The following is a 12,879-nucleotide window of genomic DNA, read 5'->3' on the forward strand; positions in this document are numbered from 1 at the left end:
GGGCCTCGGGTGCGCATATGATGCGCGGCCTCGCCCGCACAAGATTAGTGCGCCGGACGGATCACGACCAAAAGATCTCCGGCATCCACCTGCTGCGTCTCGGCGATCGCATGACGTTCGATGACGCCGTCGACGGGAGCGGTGATGGCCGCCTCCATCTTCATCGCCTCGATGGATGCGACCGGTTCCCCGGCACGGACCGTGGAACCGACCTCGGCTTTCAGCGTGACGACTCCGGAGAACGGAGCAGCGACCTGGCCTGGTACCGAGGTGTCGGCCTTCTCGACTTCGATCGTGTCCACCTTGATGGAGCGGTCACGGACGAACACCGGACGCATCTGTCCGTTGAGCGTCGTCATTACCGTGCGCATACCCTTGTCGTCGGCGTCGCCGATCGCTTCGAGCCCTACGTAGAGCCGCACACCGCGATCGATCTCGATCTGGTGCTCCTGCCCGGCCACGAGCCCATAGAGGTAATCGCTCGTGTCGAGCACCGAGAGGTCGCCGAACAGCTCGCGGCGCTCGGCGAACTCCGCGCTGGGCGCCGGGAACAGCAGTGTGTTGAGCCGTGTCCGCCGCTGCGCGCTGCTGCCAGCGAGCGCTGCCTCGTCATCTTCGGTGATCGCAGTGAGACCGATACGCACCGAACGTCCGGCGAGCACCTTCGTGCGGAAGGGCTCGGGCCATCCACCTGGCAGCTCGCCGAGCTCGCCGGCCATGAACCCCACGACGGAATCCGGGATGTCGTACTTCTCGGGGTTCGCCTCGAAGTCCGCGGGGTCGGCTTTGACGGCGGCCAAGTGCAGTGCGAGATCTCCGACGACCTTCGACGATGGCGTCACCTTGGGTACGCGACCGAGGATCCGATCGGCGGCGGCGTACATGTCCTCGATGAGCTCGAAGTCGTCGGCGAGGCCGAGCGCCTTCGCCTGCTGGCGGAGGTTCGACAGCTGACCGCCAGGGATCTCGTGGTGGTAGACGCGGCCGGTGGGTCCCGGGAGACCCGACTCGAACGGCGCGTACTGACGCCGCACCGCCTCCCAGTAGGGCTCCAGGTCGGAGACGGCGTCGAGGGAGATGCCGCTGTCGCGCTCGGTGTGCGCGAGCGCGGCGACGAGGGACGACAGCGAAGGCTGGCTCGTGGTCCCCGAAAGCGGGGCCGAAGCGGCATCGACGGCATCCACACCAGCAGCGCTGGCCGCAAGGAGGGTAGCGAGCTGACCGCCTGGGGTGTCGTGCGTGTGCAGATGGACCGGAAGGTCGAAACGCTCCCGCAACGCCGTGACGAGCTTGGCCGCCGCAGCCGGACGCAGCAGACCCGCCATGTCCTTGATCGCGATGATGTGCGCGCCCGCCTCGACGATCTGGTCCGCGAGGCCCAGGTAGTAGTCGAGGGTGTAGAGGTCTTCGGCCGGGTCGAGCAGATCACCGGTGTAGCACAGAGCCACCTCCGCGACGGCTGTTCCGGTGTTTCGGACCGCCTCGATCGCCGGGCGCATCTGCTCCACGTCGTTGAGTGCGTCGAAGATCCGGAAGATGTCGACGCCGCTGGCGGCCGCCTCGGCGACGAACGCCTCGGTCACGGCGGTCGGGTACGGGGTGTAGCCGACCGTGTTCCGCCCCCGAAGCAGCATCTGAATCGCGACGTTCGGAAGCGCTGCGCGCAGCTTGTCGAGGCGCTCCCAAGGGTCTTCCCCGAGGAAGCGCAGCGCGACGTCGTAGGTCGCGCCGCCCCAGGCCTCGACCGAGAGCAGACCGGGCGTCAGCCTGGCGAGGTACGGAGCGGCAGCCACGAGGTCTTTCGTGCGCACTCGCGTCGCCAGCAGAGATTGGTGCGCGTCGCGGAAGGTCGTGTCGGTGATCGCCAGCGCCGTCTGATCACGCAGGCTGCGAGCGAAGCCCTCCGGTCCCAGTTCGAGGAGCTGCTGACGCGACCCCGGCACAGGTTCCGATGCCAGGTCGACAACAGGCAGCTTGGCCGCTGCGTCGACGACGCCCGGATGGATGCCATGCGGCTTGTTCACCGTGACATCGACCAGCCAGTTCAGCAGCTTCGTGCCACGGTCCTTCGAGACGCGACCACGCAGGAGTTCAGGGCGCTCGTCGATGAACGATGTGCTGACGTCACCCGCGATGAAGGCGTCGTCTTCGAGAAGCGCTTGGAGAAAGGGAATGTTGGTGGAGACTCCACGGATGCGGAACTCTGCGAGGGCACGACGAGCACGTGCCACGGCTGCGGGGAAGTCGCGTCCTCGGCAGGTGAGCTTCGCGAGCATCGAGTCGAAGTGGGGGCTGATCTGGGCCCCCTGGTGGACCGTGCCGCCATCGAGACGTATACCCGCGCCACCGGGCGAGCGGTACGTGGTGATCTTGCCGGTGTCGGGACGGAAGCCCTGGGTCGGGTCCTCCGTCGTGATCCGACACTGCAGCGCTGCGCCTCGCAGGTGAAGGTTCTCCTGCTGCAGGCCGAGCTCGGCGAGCGTCTGACCGGAGGCGATCCGCATCTGGCTCTGCACCAGGTCGACGTCGGTGACCTCTTCGGTCACGGTGTGCTCGACCTGGATGCGCGGGTTCATCTCGATGAAGACGACCTCACCGGTACGCTCCCCCGCGGTCTCGAGCAGGAATTCGACCGTGCCGGCGTTCTCGTAACCGATGGAACGGGCGAAGGCGATGGCATAGCCGTGCAGCGCGGTGCGGACACTGTCATCGAGGTTCGGCGCCGGGGCGATCTCCACGACCTTCTGATGGCGCCGCTGCACGGAGCAGTCACGCTCGAACAGATGCACGGTCTCACCCGACTTGTCGGCGAGGATCTGCACCTCGATGTGTCGGGGCCGCACGACCGCCTGCTCCAGGAACATGCGCGCATCTCCGAAGGCGCTGGATGCCTCGCGCATCGCCTCGGCCAGAGCCGGGGCGAGATCGCCCGCGGTCTCGACGCGGCGCATCCCTCTGCCACCGCCGCCGGCGACCGCCTTCGCGAACAGCGGGAACCCGATCTCCTCGGCCTGCGCGACCAGGGCGTCGACGTCATCCGATGCCTCGGTGGAACGAAGGACCGGAACGCCCGCTTCGACCGCATGACGTTTCGCCTCGACCTTGTTGCCCGCCATCTCGAGCACGTTCGAGGGCGGTCCGATGAAGACGATCCCGTTCGCTGCGGCCTTCTCGGCCAGCTCCGGGTTCTCGGAGAGGAAGCCGTACCCGGGGTAGATCGCATCCGCACCCGACTCGAGTGCGACGCGGATGATCTCGTCGACATTCAGGTACGCGCGCACGGGATGGCCGCGCTCGCCGATCTCGTAGGCCTCGTCGGCCTTGAGCCGATGCACGGAGCCGCGGTCTTCATGCGGGAAGACCGCGACGGTGCGCGCTCCCACTTCGACTGCCGCACGGAAGGCGCGGATCGCGATCTCGCCACGATTCGCCACAAGGATCTTCTGGAACATGCACACCTCTGGGAGCTCGATGCGCAGCGTTTTCGATGCACATGGGGCGGGGCTGAGTGTTCCCCCAGCCTAGGGGAAGGTAACGTGGTCTCCGTGCACGTACTCAGCGTCAGCTCTCTCAAGGGGGGCGTCGGCAAGACGACCGTGACACTCGGGTTGGCCTCAGCGGCCTTCGCCCGAGGAGTCCGGACTCTCGTCGTCGACCTCGACCCGCAGTCCGACGTCTCCACCGGGATGGACATCCAGGTGGCCGGACGTCTCAACATCGCCGACGTCCTGGCGAACCCGAAGGAGAAGGTCGTCCGTCAGGCGATCACCTCCAGCGGCTGGGCGAAGGTGCACCCCGGAACCATCGATGTACTCATCGGCAGTCCCTCGGCGATCAACTTCGACGGTCCCCACCCGAGCGTCCGCGACGTATGGAAGCTCGAGGAGGCCCTCGCCTCCGTCGAAGCCGACTACGACCTCGTCCTCGTCGACTGCGCGCCTTCGCTGAATGCGCTGACTCGAACCGCATGGGCGGCGAGCGACCGCGTCATGGTCGTCACCGAGCCGGGCCTCTTCTCCGTGGCAGCGGCCGACCGCGCCCTCCGTGCGATCGAGGAGATCCGCCGCGGACTCTCGCCGCGACTGCAGCCTCTCGGTATCGTCGTGAACCGCGTGCGCCCGCAATCGATCGAACACCAGTTCCGCATCAAGGAGCTGCGCGACATGTTCGGTCCCCTCGTCCTCTCCCCGCAGCTGCCGGAGCGTACGTCGCTGCAGCAGGCTCAGGGTGCCGCCAAGCCGCTCCACATCTGGCCGGGTGACTCCGCTCAGGAGCTCGCGTCCGACTTCGATCAGCTGCTCGACCGCATCATCCGCACGGGACGCATCGCCGTCCCGGAGAGCGGCCAGCAGAGCTGACCTTCTCGACACGCACAGCGAAACGGCCATCCTCATCGAGGACGGCCGTTTTCTGTGTGACGCAGATATGCGTCAGGCGGAGCGCTTGGTGCGACGGGCGGTGAGCTCGTCGACGGGGTCGGGAGCGGTCGCATCGAACGCGACGAGCGTCGACTCGACTTCGCGGAGCACCTTGCCGACGGCGATGCCGAATACGCCCTGGCCACGGCTGACGAGGTCGATGACCTCATCGTTCGAGGTGCAGAGGTAGACCGAGGCGCCGTCGCTCATGAGCGTCGTGCCTGCGAGGTCGCGGATGCCGGCGCGGCGCAGTTCTTCGACTGCGGTGCGGATCTGCTGCAGCGAGATACCCGTGTCGAGAAGACTCTTCACGAGCTTGAGGACGAGGATGTCGCGGAAGCCGTAGAGACGCTGCGACCCGGAGCCACTCGCGCCGCGAACGGTGGGCTCGACAAGCTCGGTACGCGCCCAGTAGTCCAGCTGGCGGTAGGTGATACCGGCGGCACGAGCGGCGACAGCGCCGCGATAGCCGACCTCATCATCCATGGCCGGAAGACCGTCCGTGAAGAGGAGTTCGGGTACGAACCGCGGGTCGCCTGTGAGCTCATCCGCATTCATCTGAAATCCTCTCTGGAACGGTTATCTTCCACGGTAGAGCAGTGCCAGGGCACCGGCAATCACATCCGTGGGACGGCGAAGGTGTGTCGCAATCAGTTCGTTACGAAAGCACTCGCGAGAGCGCATCCTTGACGAAGAGCGAGCGCACCTCGTCGATCCGTGAGGCGAGTTCAGGGGCCAGTTCACTTGCCTTCGCACGGGACGTGGTGTCGGTCCTGCGCAGCAGCGACGACATGGCCGATTCGATGAGGGCGACCTCTCGCTCGGCGCCCTGGCGCAGGGAACGGAGATGCCGCGGTTCGATGCCGTGCCGATCGAGGGCGACGAGGCCGCGGAGCAACGTCACCGTGACTTCCTGGTAGTTCTCCTGCGCCGTGATGACGCCGGTGCTGATCGCGTCATTGAGGAGCTGCGGTCCTGCGCCGGCTGCGGCGAGGAGCTCGTCGCGGCGATAGCGGCGCGGCGTCGGGGCGATCGAGGGCGGCGGCACGAGCGCCATCGCATCTCCGCCGGCATCGGCCTCGTCGAGCTGTTCGCGGATGACGCTCAACGGCAAGTAATGGTCGCGCTGCAGCGTGAGCCCGAGCCGGAGACGCTCGATGTCCGAAGCCGAGAACTTGCGGTAGCCGGAGTCTGTGCGGGAGGGGCTGACGATGCCCTGCACTTCGAGGAAACGAAGCTTACTGGAGGTCAGATCGGGGAACTCCGGGGTGAGCCTTGCGAGCACCTGACCGATACTCAGCAGGCCCGCGGACGCAGAGCGTTCGCGGGCGGGAGAAGCCGCCATCAGGCGTTCGCCGCCACGCGGTCGCGAGGAGAGGCGAAGAAGTTCAGGCGGAACTTGCCGACACGGAGTTCGGAGCCGTCGACCAGTGTGCTGCGATCGACGCGCTCACCATTGACGTAGGTCCCGTTCAGGGAGCGTTGATCGATGATCTCGAACGTCGATCCGGTGCGGGTGATCTCCGCATGCCGACGAGAGACGGTCACATCGTCGAAGAAGATGTCGGCTTCGGGGTGACGACCGACGGTAGTCACGTCGGTGTCGAGAAGGTAACGCGCACCGGCGAGAGCGCCGGAGCGGACCAGCAGAAGTGCCGATCCTGCGGGCAGAGCGGAGATCGCGGTCTGCTCGATGTCGGTGAGTTCCACACCGAACGGCACGAAAGACAGGTCGGAATCGTGTCCGAACGTCTGCGTCACGTCGTGTCTCTGCTCACCGGAACGGTGGATCGCGGCTTCTCCGGCCGGTCGGCTGTCGCTGTCAGTCACTGTGCCCTCCTGATTGTCCAGACTAACGGATGCCGAGCCGCTCGCGGGAGGCCGCTTTCATACTCAGCCATCACATACCGGTTATTCATAGGGTGGACTCGTGAAGACCAAAGCTCTGCGCCACTCGGCTGCCCCGATCGCCCTCGCCGTGACACTGCTCGCTGCGTTCCTCGTGCTCTTCTCCCCCCTCTCGGCGTCCGCGCACGACGCGCTGGTGTCGTCGTCGCCGGCAGCGGACGAATCGGTCGAGACCGTCCCCACGGCGCTGACGCTCACCTTCAGCGCGAAGCTCATCGAGGGAGAGGGCGCGACCGAAGTCGTCGTGACCGATCCGGCCGGCGAATCGATCATCGATGGCGCGGCGACGGTGGACGGTGCGATCGTCACCCAGCCGCTGCGAGCCTCCGGCCCTGCCGGTCAGTACCACGTGATCTGGAAGGTCGTCTCGAGCGACGGACACCCCACTTCCGGTGAGTACTTCTTCACCGTCACGGTGGGCGACGACGCAGCCGCGACGGACGAGCCCAGCGCCGCACCGACGACCGCGGCACCGACCGCCGAGCAGACCATCGCTCCTTCGCCGAGCACCACCCCGCAGGCGGACTCCGGCGATTCCGCCGACGGATCTGCGTGGATCTGGGTGCTCTCGATCGTCGGCATCCTCGTCATCGCCGGCGTCGTCGTCTGGATCGTCATGAGCCGCCGTCGAGGCACGCCTTCGTCCGATTCCGACGCCCCTTCGGAGCGATAGGCTTAACGCATGCCTCATTACGACGTCGTCATCCTCGGTGCAGGTCCTGGTGGATACGTCGCTGCGGTTCGCAGCGCGCAGCTCGGCCTGTCCACCGCAATCATCGAGGAGAAGTACTGGGGAGGTGTCTGCCTCAATGTGGGCTGCATCCCCTCCAAGGCGCTCCTGAAGAACGCGGAGCTCGCGCACACCCTGAACCACAAGGCGGAGTTCTTCGGAATCTCCGGCGAGTTCACGATCGACTTCGGCAAGGCGTTCGACCGCAGCCGCGAGGTCGCCGAGGGCCGCGTCAAGGGCATCCACTTCCTGATGAAGAAGAACAAGGTGACCGAGTACAACGGGCGCGGCACCTTCACCGGCCCCAAGGCGATCTCGGTCGCCAAGGCCGATGGCACGACCGAAGAGGTCACCTTCGACAACGTCATCATCGCCACCGGCTCCAAGGTCCGCCTGCTCCCCGGCGTCACGCTCAGCGAGAATGTCGTGACCTACGAAGAGCAGATCATGACCCGTGAGCTGCCCGAGTCGATCGTCATCGTCGGCGCCGGCGCCATCGGCATGGAGTTCGCCTACGTGCTGACGAACTACGGCGTGAAGGTCACGATCATCGAGTTCCTCGACCGTGCGCTCCCGAACGAAGACGCCGACGTGTCGAAGGAGATCACCAAGCAGTACAAGAACTACGGCGTCGACATCCTCACCTCCACCAAGGTCGAGTCGGTCGTCGACAACGGCTCGTCCGTCACCGTCACATACACCGGCAAGGACGGGCAGCAGTCGTCGATCGAGGCCGGCAAGGTCCTCATGTCGGTCGGGTTCGCCCCGAACATCGAGGGCTTCGGTCTCGAGGCCACCGGCGTCAAGCTCACCGAGCGCGGCGCCATCGACATCGACGACCACATGCGCACCAACGTCGACGGCATCTACGCCATCGGCGATGTGACCGCCAAGCTGCAGCTCGCCCACGTGGCGGAGGCGCAGGGCGTCGTCGCGGCCGAGACGATCGGCGGCGCGGAGACCCAGACGCTGGGCGACTACCGGATGATGCCGCGTGCGACGTTCTGCTCGCCGCAGGTCGCCTCGTTCGGTCTCACCGAGCAGCAGGCCAAGGACGAGGGTCGCGAGATCAAGGTCTCGACCTTCCCGTTCATGGCGAACGGCAAGGCGCACGGCCTGGGCGAGCCCGTCGGCTTCGTCAAGCTGATCGCCGATGCCGAGCACCTCGAGCTCATCGGCGCGCACATGATCGGCCCCGACGTGTCGGAGCTCCTGCCCGAGCTGACGCTGGCCCAGAAGTGGGACCTCACGGCTCTGGAGCTGGCCCGCAACGTGCACACGCACCCGACGCTGTCGGAGGCTCTGCAGGAGGGCTTCCACGGCCTGGCCGGCCACATGATCAACTTCTGATCGAGTCACTTCACGAAGGCCCGGTCCGCATCTCGCGGACCGGGCCTTCGTGCGTCTCGGGTCGTGATCAGAGGCCGCGCATCGTGAGGAGGCCTGCCGTCCACCCGCGCAGCGGTGCCGATCCGAGCGTGCGCATCAGCAGCTCCCTGCCCCGCACGACGGCGTCGGGGGCCGGCGCTCCCATCGACATGTAGAACGCCGAGCGGCGCTGCGCTCGTGCTGCTGACCTGCGCACCTGCCGGTCGTACGCGGCCAGGTCCGGCATCCGCGCCGGGAGGGAGCGTGCGAGCTGTTCTGCGAGACGCACGGCGTCGACCCACCCGAGGTTCATCCCCTGCCCGCCGATCGGACTGACCTCGTGCGCCGCGTCGCCCAGGAGCACCACCCGCCCCCGATGCATCCGCGACGCCGAGTGCTGCGCGGCGACGAAGGAGGTGGGCTTCGCACCCTGCTCGAGCTCGATACCGATTCCGGTGCGCTGCCTGATCGCCGTGCGGAAGCCGTCGCGGGTGCGGAGATCTCCTGCTCCGTCACGCACCACCCACCGTCGGCGCCCGCCCGGAAGCGGGAAGGACTCGACGAGGCCAGCGGGTTCGCAATGCAGGACCGCGTGCTCCCCTGGCATCGCTCCATCGACGTCGAGCATCGTGTACGAGGCGCGTCCCGCTCGGCGTCGCCATCCGACGTCGAGGTCGGCGCGGATACGGCTCCTGATCCCATCGGCGACCACCACCGCCGCGGCTGTGAACTCACGCGGACCGTCCGAGCTCTCTGCGGAGATCTGCACGGCGGATGCCGTCTCCCTGACCGCCCTCACCGTGCATCCGGAGATCACGGCGTCTGCGGAGAGCGCCTGCAGACGCGCACGCAGCAGGGCACCGGTCCGCGGCTGCGGAAGGATCAGGACCGGACGATCGGAGGCGAAGGTCAGCGTCGCCAGAGTCCGTCGACGGCTGCGCACCTCGCCGCCCTCGAGCCGCAGCGCCTCCGTCCGGACGGCGGCGCCGATCCCCGCAGCTTCCAGAGCATCCAGACCCGGACGATGGATGCCGATCGCTCTGGTCCTGTCATCGGCCTCTTCCCGGCGCTCGCAGACCGCCACCCGCAGCCCCTCCTGCACCAGCAGACAGGCCAGCAGCAGGCCGACCGGCCCCGCGCCCACGATCAGCACGTCATGATCGGGCATGATCGTCTTCCCACCGCAGTTCCAGGCGAGAGGGCACACCCCCGCGGACGGTCCACCCGGCAGGGGCGATCGTGGCGAGCTCAGCGGCCGTGTAGGAGCGGCGGATGCTGATGAGGCCGTCTTCGCGGATGAACGAGTCCGCGAGCAGGGTGGCGGAGATCGGCCGGGTGGCTGCGGCGAACAGCAGGTGGGCAGTGCGGCTCCTGGCGATGTCATGGTGCGACACGAGACCGCTCGGAGCCACGAGCTGCACGGAGTCGCTGAGCACCGTCTGCAGTTCGGCGCCGTCGAGATGATGCAGCACGTGATTGGACAACACCACGTCGTAGGTCTCGCCCGCGGCCACGAGCTCGGTCGTGAGGGCGCGGCGATAGCGGATGCCGGCGCCGCGATCATGCGCCGACGCCCAGCGGATCGCGCGCTCATCGGCGTCGAGAGCGGTGATCTCGGCGTCGAGCCCGTCACGACGCAATCGCCAGGCGAGCAGGCGGCAGAGGTCTCCGCCGCCCGCACCGATGTCGAGGATTCGCAGCGACCGGGAGCGCTCGGCCCGTGGTCGGACGTCGCGCCGGTAGAGGGTTCCAGGACGCGAGACCAGCGCGTTGACGAGCCCGAACCGTCCGTAGGTCCTGGCCAGCATCCGCGCATCGGCGCTCGGATCGTCCATGAGCTCGCGAGCATCGACGTCTCGCGTCGTGAGGGCTGGGCTCATGACCGCGTCGGCGCGACGACGGTCATCAGCGCGCTCTCGGCGGTCAACCCCGGACCGAACGCCATCGCGGACACCCGGTCGCCCGCACTCGGGCCCTCCTCCTCCAGGATGCGCTTGAGGACGAACAGCACGGTCGCGCTGGACATGTTGCCGTTCTCTCGCAGCACCTCCCTTGCGGGGTGCAGTTGCGCATCGCTGAGGTGCAGTCGCTCCTGCACCTTGTCGAGGATGCTGCGCCCGCCAGGGTGGATCGCCCAGTGCTGAACCGCATCCCCCACGCTGCCGGACTCGAAAGACTCACCGAGATCCTCCTCAGCGCCGTACAGCGGCCGGAGCGCACCGATGATCGTCTCGCCGATGATCTGCGGTACGGCCGTGGAGAGGATCATCTCGAACCCGGTGTCGCCGATCGTCCAGGCCATGTCCTTCTCGCCCTCCGGCGCGATGGCGGTGTGGAAGCGGTCCAGTCGCAACGCAGGCAATGGCGAGGGAAGGTCGCGCGCCGTGACGATGCCTGCTGCTGCACCATCGGCGAACAGGGACGACGCCACGATCGTGTCCGGATTCTCCGAAGAGCGCAGGTGCAGCGTGCACAGCTCGACGCTCACGACCAGAACGACGGCGTTCTCGTCCGCGAGGCAGAACTGACTCGCCGCACGGAGCGCCGGCATCGACGCGTAGCAGCCCATGAAGCCGAGATGGAAGCGCTGCACCGCGTCGGACAGCCCGAGAGCACGCACGATCTCGTACTCGGGACCCGGGGCATGGAAACCTGTGCACGAGACCGTGATGACGTGCGTCACATCGGCGGGCTCGAGATCGGGGTCTGCGTCGAGCGCCTGCCGTGCCGCCTCGACGAAGAGCTTCGCCGCCTCACGTGTGTACAGGTCATTGCGCGCTTTCGTGCCCGGCGCGAGCAGCATCCCCGATCGACGGTCGAAGAAGACGGGATCGGTGACCTCGGATACCAGCGACAGCTCGTCGATCACCGTGTGTCGCGTGTCGATGCCCGAGACGTTGAACGACGTCGTGACGATGCGCTGCGCGAGTCTGCCGAGGCCGGGCTGCTGCGCGAAGACATCACGCACCTGCTCCTGGACGAGGACGGTTTCGGGAACGATCGTCTGCAGCGATCGAAGCACAGGCGGTCGGCTCATGCTGTCACTCAAGCACTCACTGCAGCCCCGGGGAAGGGGTTGCGCGCGACCGCGCTCTCTGCCTAGAAGCCCAGGGCTCGGGCGAGCTTGGAGTCGGAACCCGATTCGCGGCCGCCGGCTGCCAGAACAGCCCGCTCCACGGCGTCGAAGAAGGCGGCACGCCCCGCGTCGTCAGCCGGGGCGGCGGGGCCGAGCTCCATCTCCCACTCCCGCCATTCGCGCTGCACGTCCTGGCGGAGATCGGTGGCACGCACCCGGTCATCGACGAACTCCGCCACGACCCCGTTCGGGCCGCTCAGCAGATACGCTGTGCGGTCGTTCTCGATCCGGGCGAGCGGTGTGAGTGATGCAGTCGTCCATTCCGACACGGTCTCGGCGACGGCTGGTGGAAGCTCGTCACCCTCGCCGAGCGGCCAGCCGAGTTCCAGCCGTCCATCGCCCTGCCGTGGTCCCTTCACATGCCAGCCCTCGTCGGGACCGCCGGTACGACGCCGCAACGCCACGCCGGCGCGTGCGAGCACGCCATCAGCGGTATCGAAGTATCGGGCGTCCAGGGTACGGGCCTCGCCGGGGGTGACGGCGTCTACGCCGGGGATGGCGTTCCAGCGCGGCAGCGGTGTCTCGATGTCGACGTCGTACTTGCGCTCGACCTCGACCGTTCGGGACGACTCAGTCATCGTCGAGCGTGAGGTCCTCGAGAGACTCTTCGAACCAGTAGTCGATCTCGGTGGGCCCATCGTCCGGGCCGGTGTTCTGCGGTCCGCCTCGGCGGTTGTAGACCACCTGCGTCTCGCTGTAGGGGACGATCAGCTTGTCGTCCGCATCGCCGAGAGGGATGATCTGCCCGTCCAGCGGGCCGCCGTGAAGTCGTGCGAGTGCCATGTGCTTCAGGGTAGCGCCGTCGTGGCGGTATCGGTGCGAGGCGGGCGGATTCATCCGAGGACGACACCGAGGAGGGCGCCGGCGATCATCCACGGGCCGAAGGCGATGCGGGTTGCCCCGTCCGCTCTTCGCAGGAGGATGAGCACGAGCGCGAAGAGCGCCCCCAGCACGAAGGCCGAGGCCGCACCGATCGCGAGCGACTGCCAACCGTGCCAGCCCAGCACGAGTCCGATGACGGCGGCGAGCTTCACGTCACCGCCGCCCATTCCCGCACGGCTCATCCCCCGCAGCACCGCGTAGAACCCTCCGAGGATCACCATGCCGATGAGGGCGCGGACGAGCGCCGCGCCCTGCCCCGTCGCCACGGCGTCCGTCACAGCGAGCACGATCAGGCAGGCGAGTGTCGGCAGCACGATCCGGTTCGGGAGGCGATGCGTGCGCGCGTCGATCACGATCAGCCATCCTCCGATGCCGATCAGCGCGATGTGCACGAGCGCGATGAGGGCGAGCCGGATGTCCATCCCGGCAGGTTAGGA

The 12,879-nt window shown here is 67.3% G+C and carries 13 protein-coding genes; 3 read left to right on the forward strand and 10 right to left on the reverse strand.

What is annotated here, in order from left to right:
- Positions 1-44: 44 nt before the first annotated feature.
- Positions 45-3,452: a pyruvate carboxylase gene (locus ACIQTX_RS13935; RefSeq protein ID WP_402972843.1), complete on the reverse strand. Its 3,408-nt coding sequence runs from the start codon at positions 3,450-3,452 to the stop codon at positions 45-47.
- Positions 3,453-3,545: 93 nt separating this feature from the next.
- On the opposite strand from ACIQTX_RS13935, the gene ACIQTX_RS13940 reads away from it, so the two are divergent.
- Positions 3,546-4,358: a ParA family protein gene (locus ACIQTX_RS13940; RefSeq protein WP_402973072.1), complete on the forward strand. Its 813-nt coding sequence runs from the start codon at positions 3,546-3,548 to the stop codon at positions 4,356-4,358.
- A gap of 72 nt (positions 4,359-4,430) precedes the next feature.
- Here ACIQTX_RS13940 and ACIQTX_RS13945 read toward each other — a convergent pair whose 3' ends face one another.
- From ACIQTX_RS13945 to ACIQTX_RS13955, 3 genes are all read right to left on the reverse strand, one after another.
- On the reverse strand, positions 4,431-4,976 hold the full coding sequence (locus ACIQTX_RS13945; RefSeq protein WP_028501499.1) for a MerR family transcriptional regulator: 546 nt from the start codon (positions 4,974-4,976) through the stop codon (positions 4,431-4,433).
- Between the two features lie 100 nt (positions 4,977-5,076).
- Positions 5,077-5,763: a MerR family transcriptional regulator gene (locus tag ACIQTX_RS13950; RefSeq protein ID WP_028501498.1), complete on the reverse strand. Its 687-nt coding sequence runs from the start codon at positions 5,761-5,763 to the stop codon at positions 5,077-5,079.
- Entirely contained in the window at positions 5,763-6,248 is a 486-nt protein-coding gene (locus tag ACIQTX_RS13955) for an FHA domain-containing protein (protein WP_028501497.1), read from the reverse strand. Before ACIQTX_RS13955 ends, ACIQTX_RS13950 begins: the two co-directional genes overlap by 1 nt.
- A gap of 100 nt (positions 6,249-6,348) precedes the next feature.
- Here ACIQTX_RS13955 and ACIQTX_RS13960 point away from each other — a divergent pair, with 100 nt between their 5' ends.
- A complete protein-coding gene (locus tag ACIQTX_RS13960) occupies positions 6,349-6,999 on the forward strand; it encodes a copper resistance protein CopC (RefSeq protein WP_402972846.1) in 651 nt (216 codons plus the stop codon).
- Positions 7,000-7,008: 9 nt separating this feature from the next.
- On the forward strand, positions 7,009-8,406 hold the full coding sequence (gene lpdA, locus ACIQTX_RS13965; RefSeq protein ID WP_105525701.1) for a dihydrolipoyl dehydrogenase: 1,398 nt from the start codon (positions 7,009-7,011) through the stop codon (positions 8,404-8,406).
- 67 nt (positions 8,407-8,473) lie between these two features.
- Here the strand turns inward: lpdA and ACIQTX_RS13970 are convergent, their stop codons facing one another.
- From ACIQTX_RS13970 to ACIQTX_RS13995, 6 genes are all read right to left on the reverse strand, one after another.
- On the reverse strand, positions 8,474-9,592 hold the full coding sequence (locus tag ACIQTX_RS13970; protein ID WP_402972849.1) for an FAD-dependent oxidoreductase: 1,119 nt from the start codon (positions 9,590-9,592) through the stop codon (positions 8,474-8,476).
- The gene (locus tag ACIQTX_RS13975; protein ID WP_402972851.1) at positions 9,579-10,304 is read right to left on the reverse strand and encodes a methyltransferase domain-containing protein; all 726 of its coding nucleotides are present in this window, start codon (positions 10,302-10,304) and stop codon (positions 9,579-9,581) included. The genes ACIQTX_RS13970 and ACIQTX_RS13975 overlap by 14 nt, the downstream gene beginning before the upstream one ends.
- Positions 10,301-11,461: a type III polyketide synthase gene (locus ACIQTX_RS13980; RefSeq protein WP_402972853.1), complete on the reverse strand. Its 1,161-nt coding sequence runs from the start codon at positions 11,459-11,461 to the stop codon at positions 10,301-10,303. The genes ACIQTX_RS13975 and ACIQTX_RS13980 overlap by 4 nt, the downstream gene beginning before the upstream one ends.
- Positions 11,462-11,523: 62 nt before the next feature.
- Positions 11,524-12,138: a CYTH domain-containing protein gene (locus ACIQTX_RS13985; protein ID WP_402972855.1), complete on the reverse strand. Its 615-nt coding sequence runs from the start codon at positions 12,136-12,138 to the stop codon at positions 11,524-11,526.
- Positions 12,131-12,343 (reverse strand): hypothetical protein, encoded by a 213-nt coding sequence (locus ACIQTX_RS13990; protein ID WP_028501492.1) that lies wholly within the window; start codon positions 12,341-12,343, stop codon positions 12,131-12,133. Before ACIQTX_RS13990 ends, ACIQTX_RS13985 begins: the two co-directional genes overlap by 8 nt.
- A gap of 50 nt (positions 12,344-12,393) precedes the next feature.
- Positions 12,394-12,864: a prepilin peptidase gene (locus ACIQTX_RS13995; protein WP_402972857.1), complete on the reverse strand. Its 471-nt coding sequence runs from the start codon at positions 12,862-12,864 to the stop codon at positions 12,394-12,396.
- Positions 12,865-12,879: the final 15 nt, after the last annotated feature.

Source organism: Microbacterium sp. NPDC090281, assembly GCF_044769635.1.
Classification (GTDB): domain Bacteria; phylum Actinomycetota; class Actinomycetes; order Actinomycetales; family Microbacteriaceae; genus Microbacterium.

Bases quoted from the DNA above. Each gene is read 5' to 3' on its own strand.
- ACIQTX_RS13935 (WP_402972843.1), bottom strand. From the start codon at position 3,452: ATGTTCCAGAAGATCCTTGTGGCGAATCGTGGCGAGATCGCGATCCGC.
- ACIQTX_RS13945 (WP_028501499.1), bottom strand. From the start codon at position 4,976: ATGAATGCGGATGAGCTCACAGGCGACCCGCGGTTCGTACCCGAACTC.
- ACIQTX_RS13950 (WP_028501498.1), bottom strand. From the start codon at position 5,763: ATGGCGGCTTCTCCCGCCCGCGAACGCTCTGCGTCCGCGGGCCTGCTG.
- lpdA (WP_105525701.1), top strand. From the start codon at position 7,009: ATGCCTCATTACGACGTCGTCATCCTCGGTGCAGGTCCTGGTGGATAC.
- ACIQTX_RS13970 (WP_402972849.1), bottom strand. From the start codon at position 9,592: ATGCCCGATCATGACGTGCTGATCGTGGGCGCGGGGCCGGTCGGCCTG.
- ACIQTX_RS13975 (WP_402972851.1), bottom strand. From the start codon at position 10,304: ATGAGCCCAGCCCTCACGACGCGAGACGTCGATGCTCGCGAGCTCATG.
- ACIQTX_RS13980 (WP_402972853.1), bottom strand. From the start codon at position 11,461: ATGAGCCGACCGCCTGTGCTTCGATCGCTGCAGACGATCGTTCCCGAA.
- ACIQTX_RS13985 (WP_402972855.1), bottom strand. From the start codon at position 12,138: ATGACTGAGTCGTCCCGAACGGTCGAGGTCGAGCGCAAGTACGACGTC.
- ACIQTX_RS13990 (WP_028501492.1), bottom strand. From the start codon at position 12,343: ATGGCACTCGCACGACTTCACGGCGGCCCGCTGGACGGGCAGATCATC.
- ACIQTX_RS13995 (WP_402972857.1), bottom strand. From the start codon at position 12,864: ATGGACATCCGGCTCGCCCTCATCGCGCTCGTGCACATCGCGCTGATC.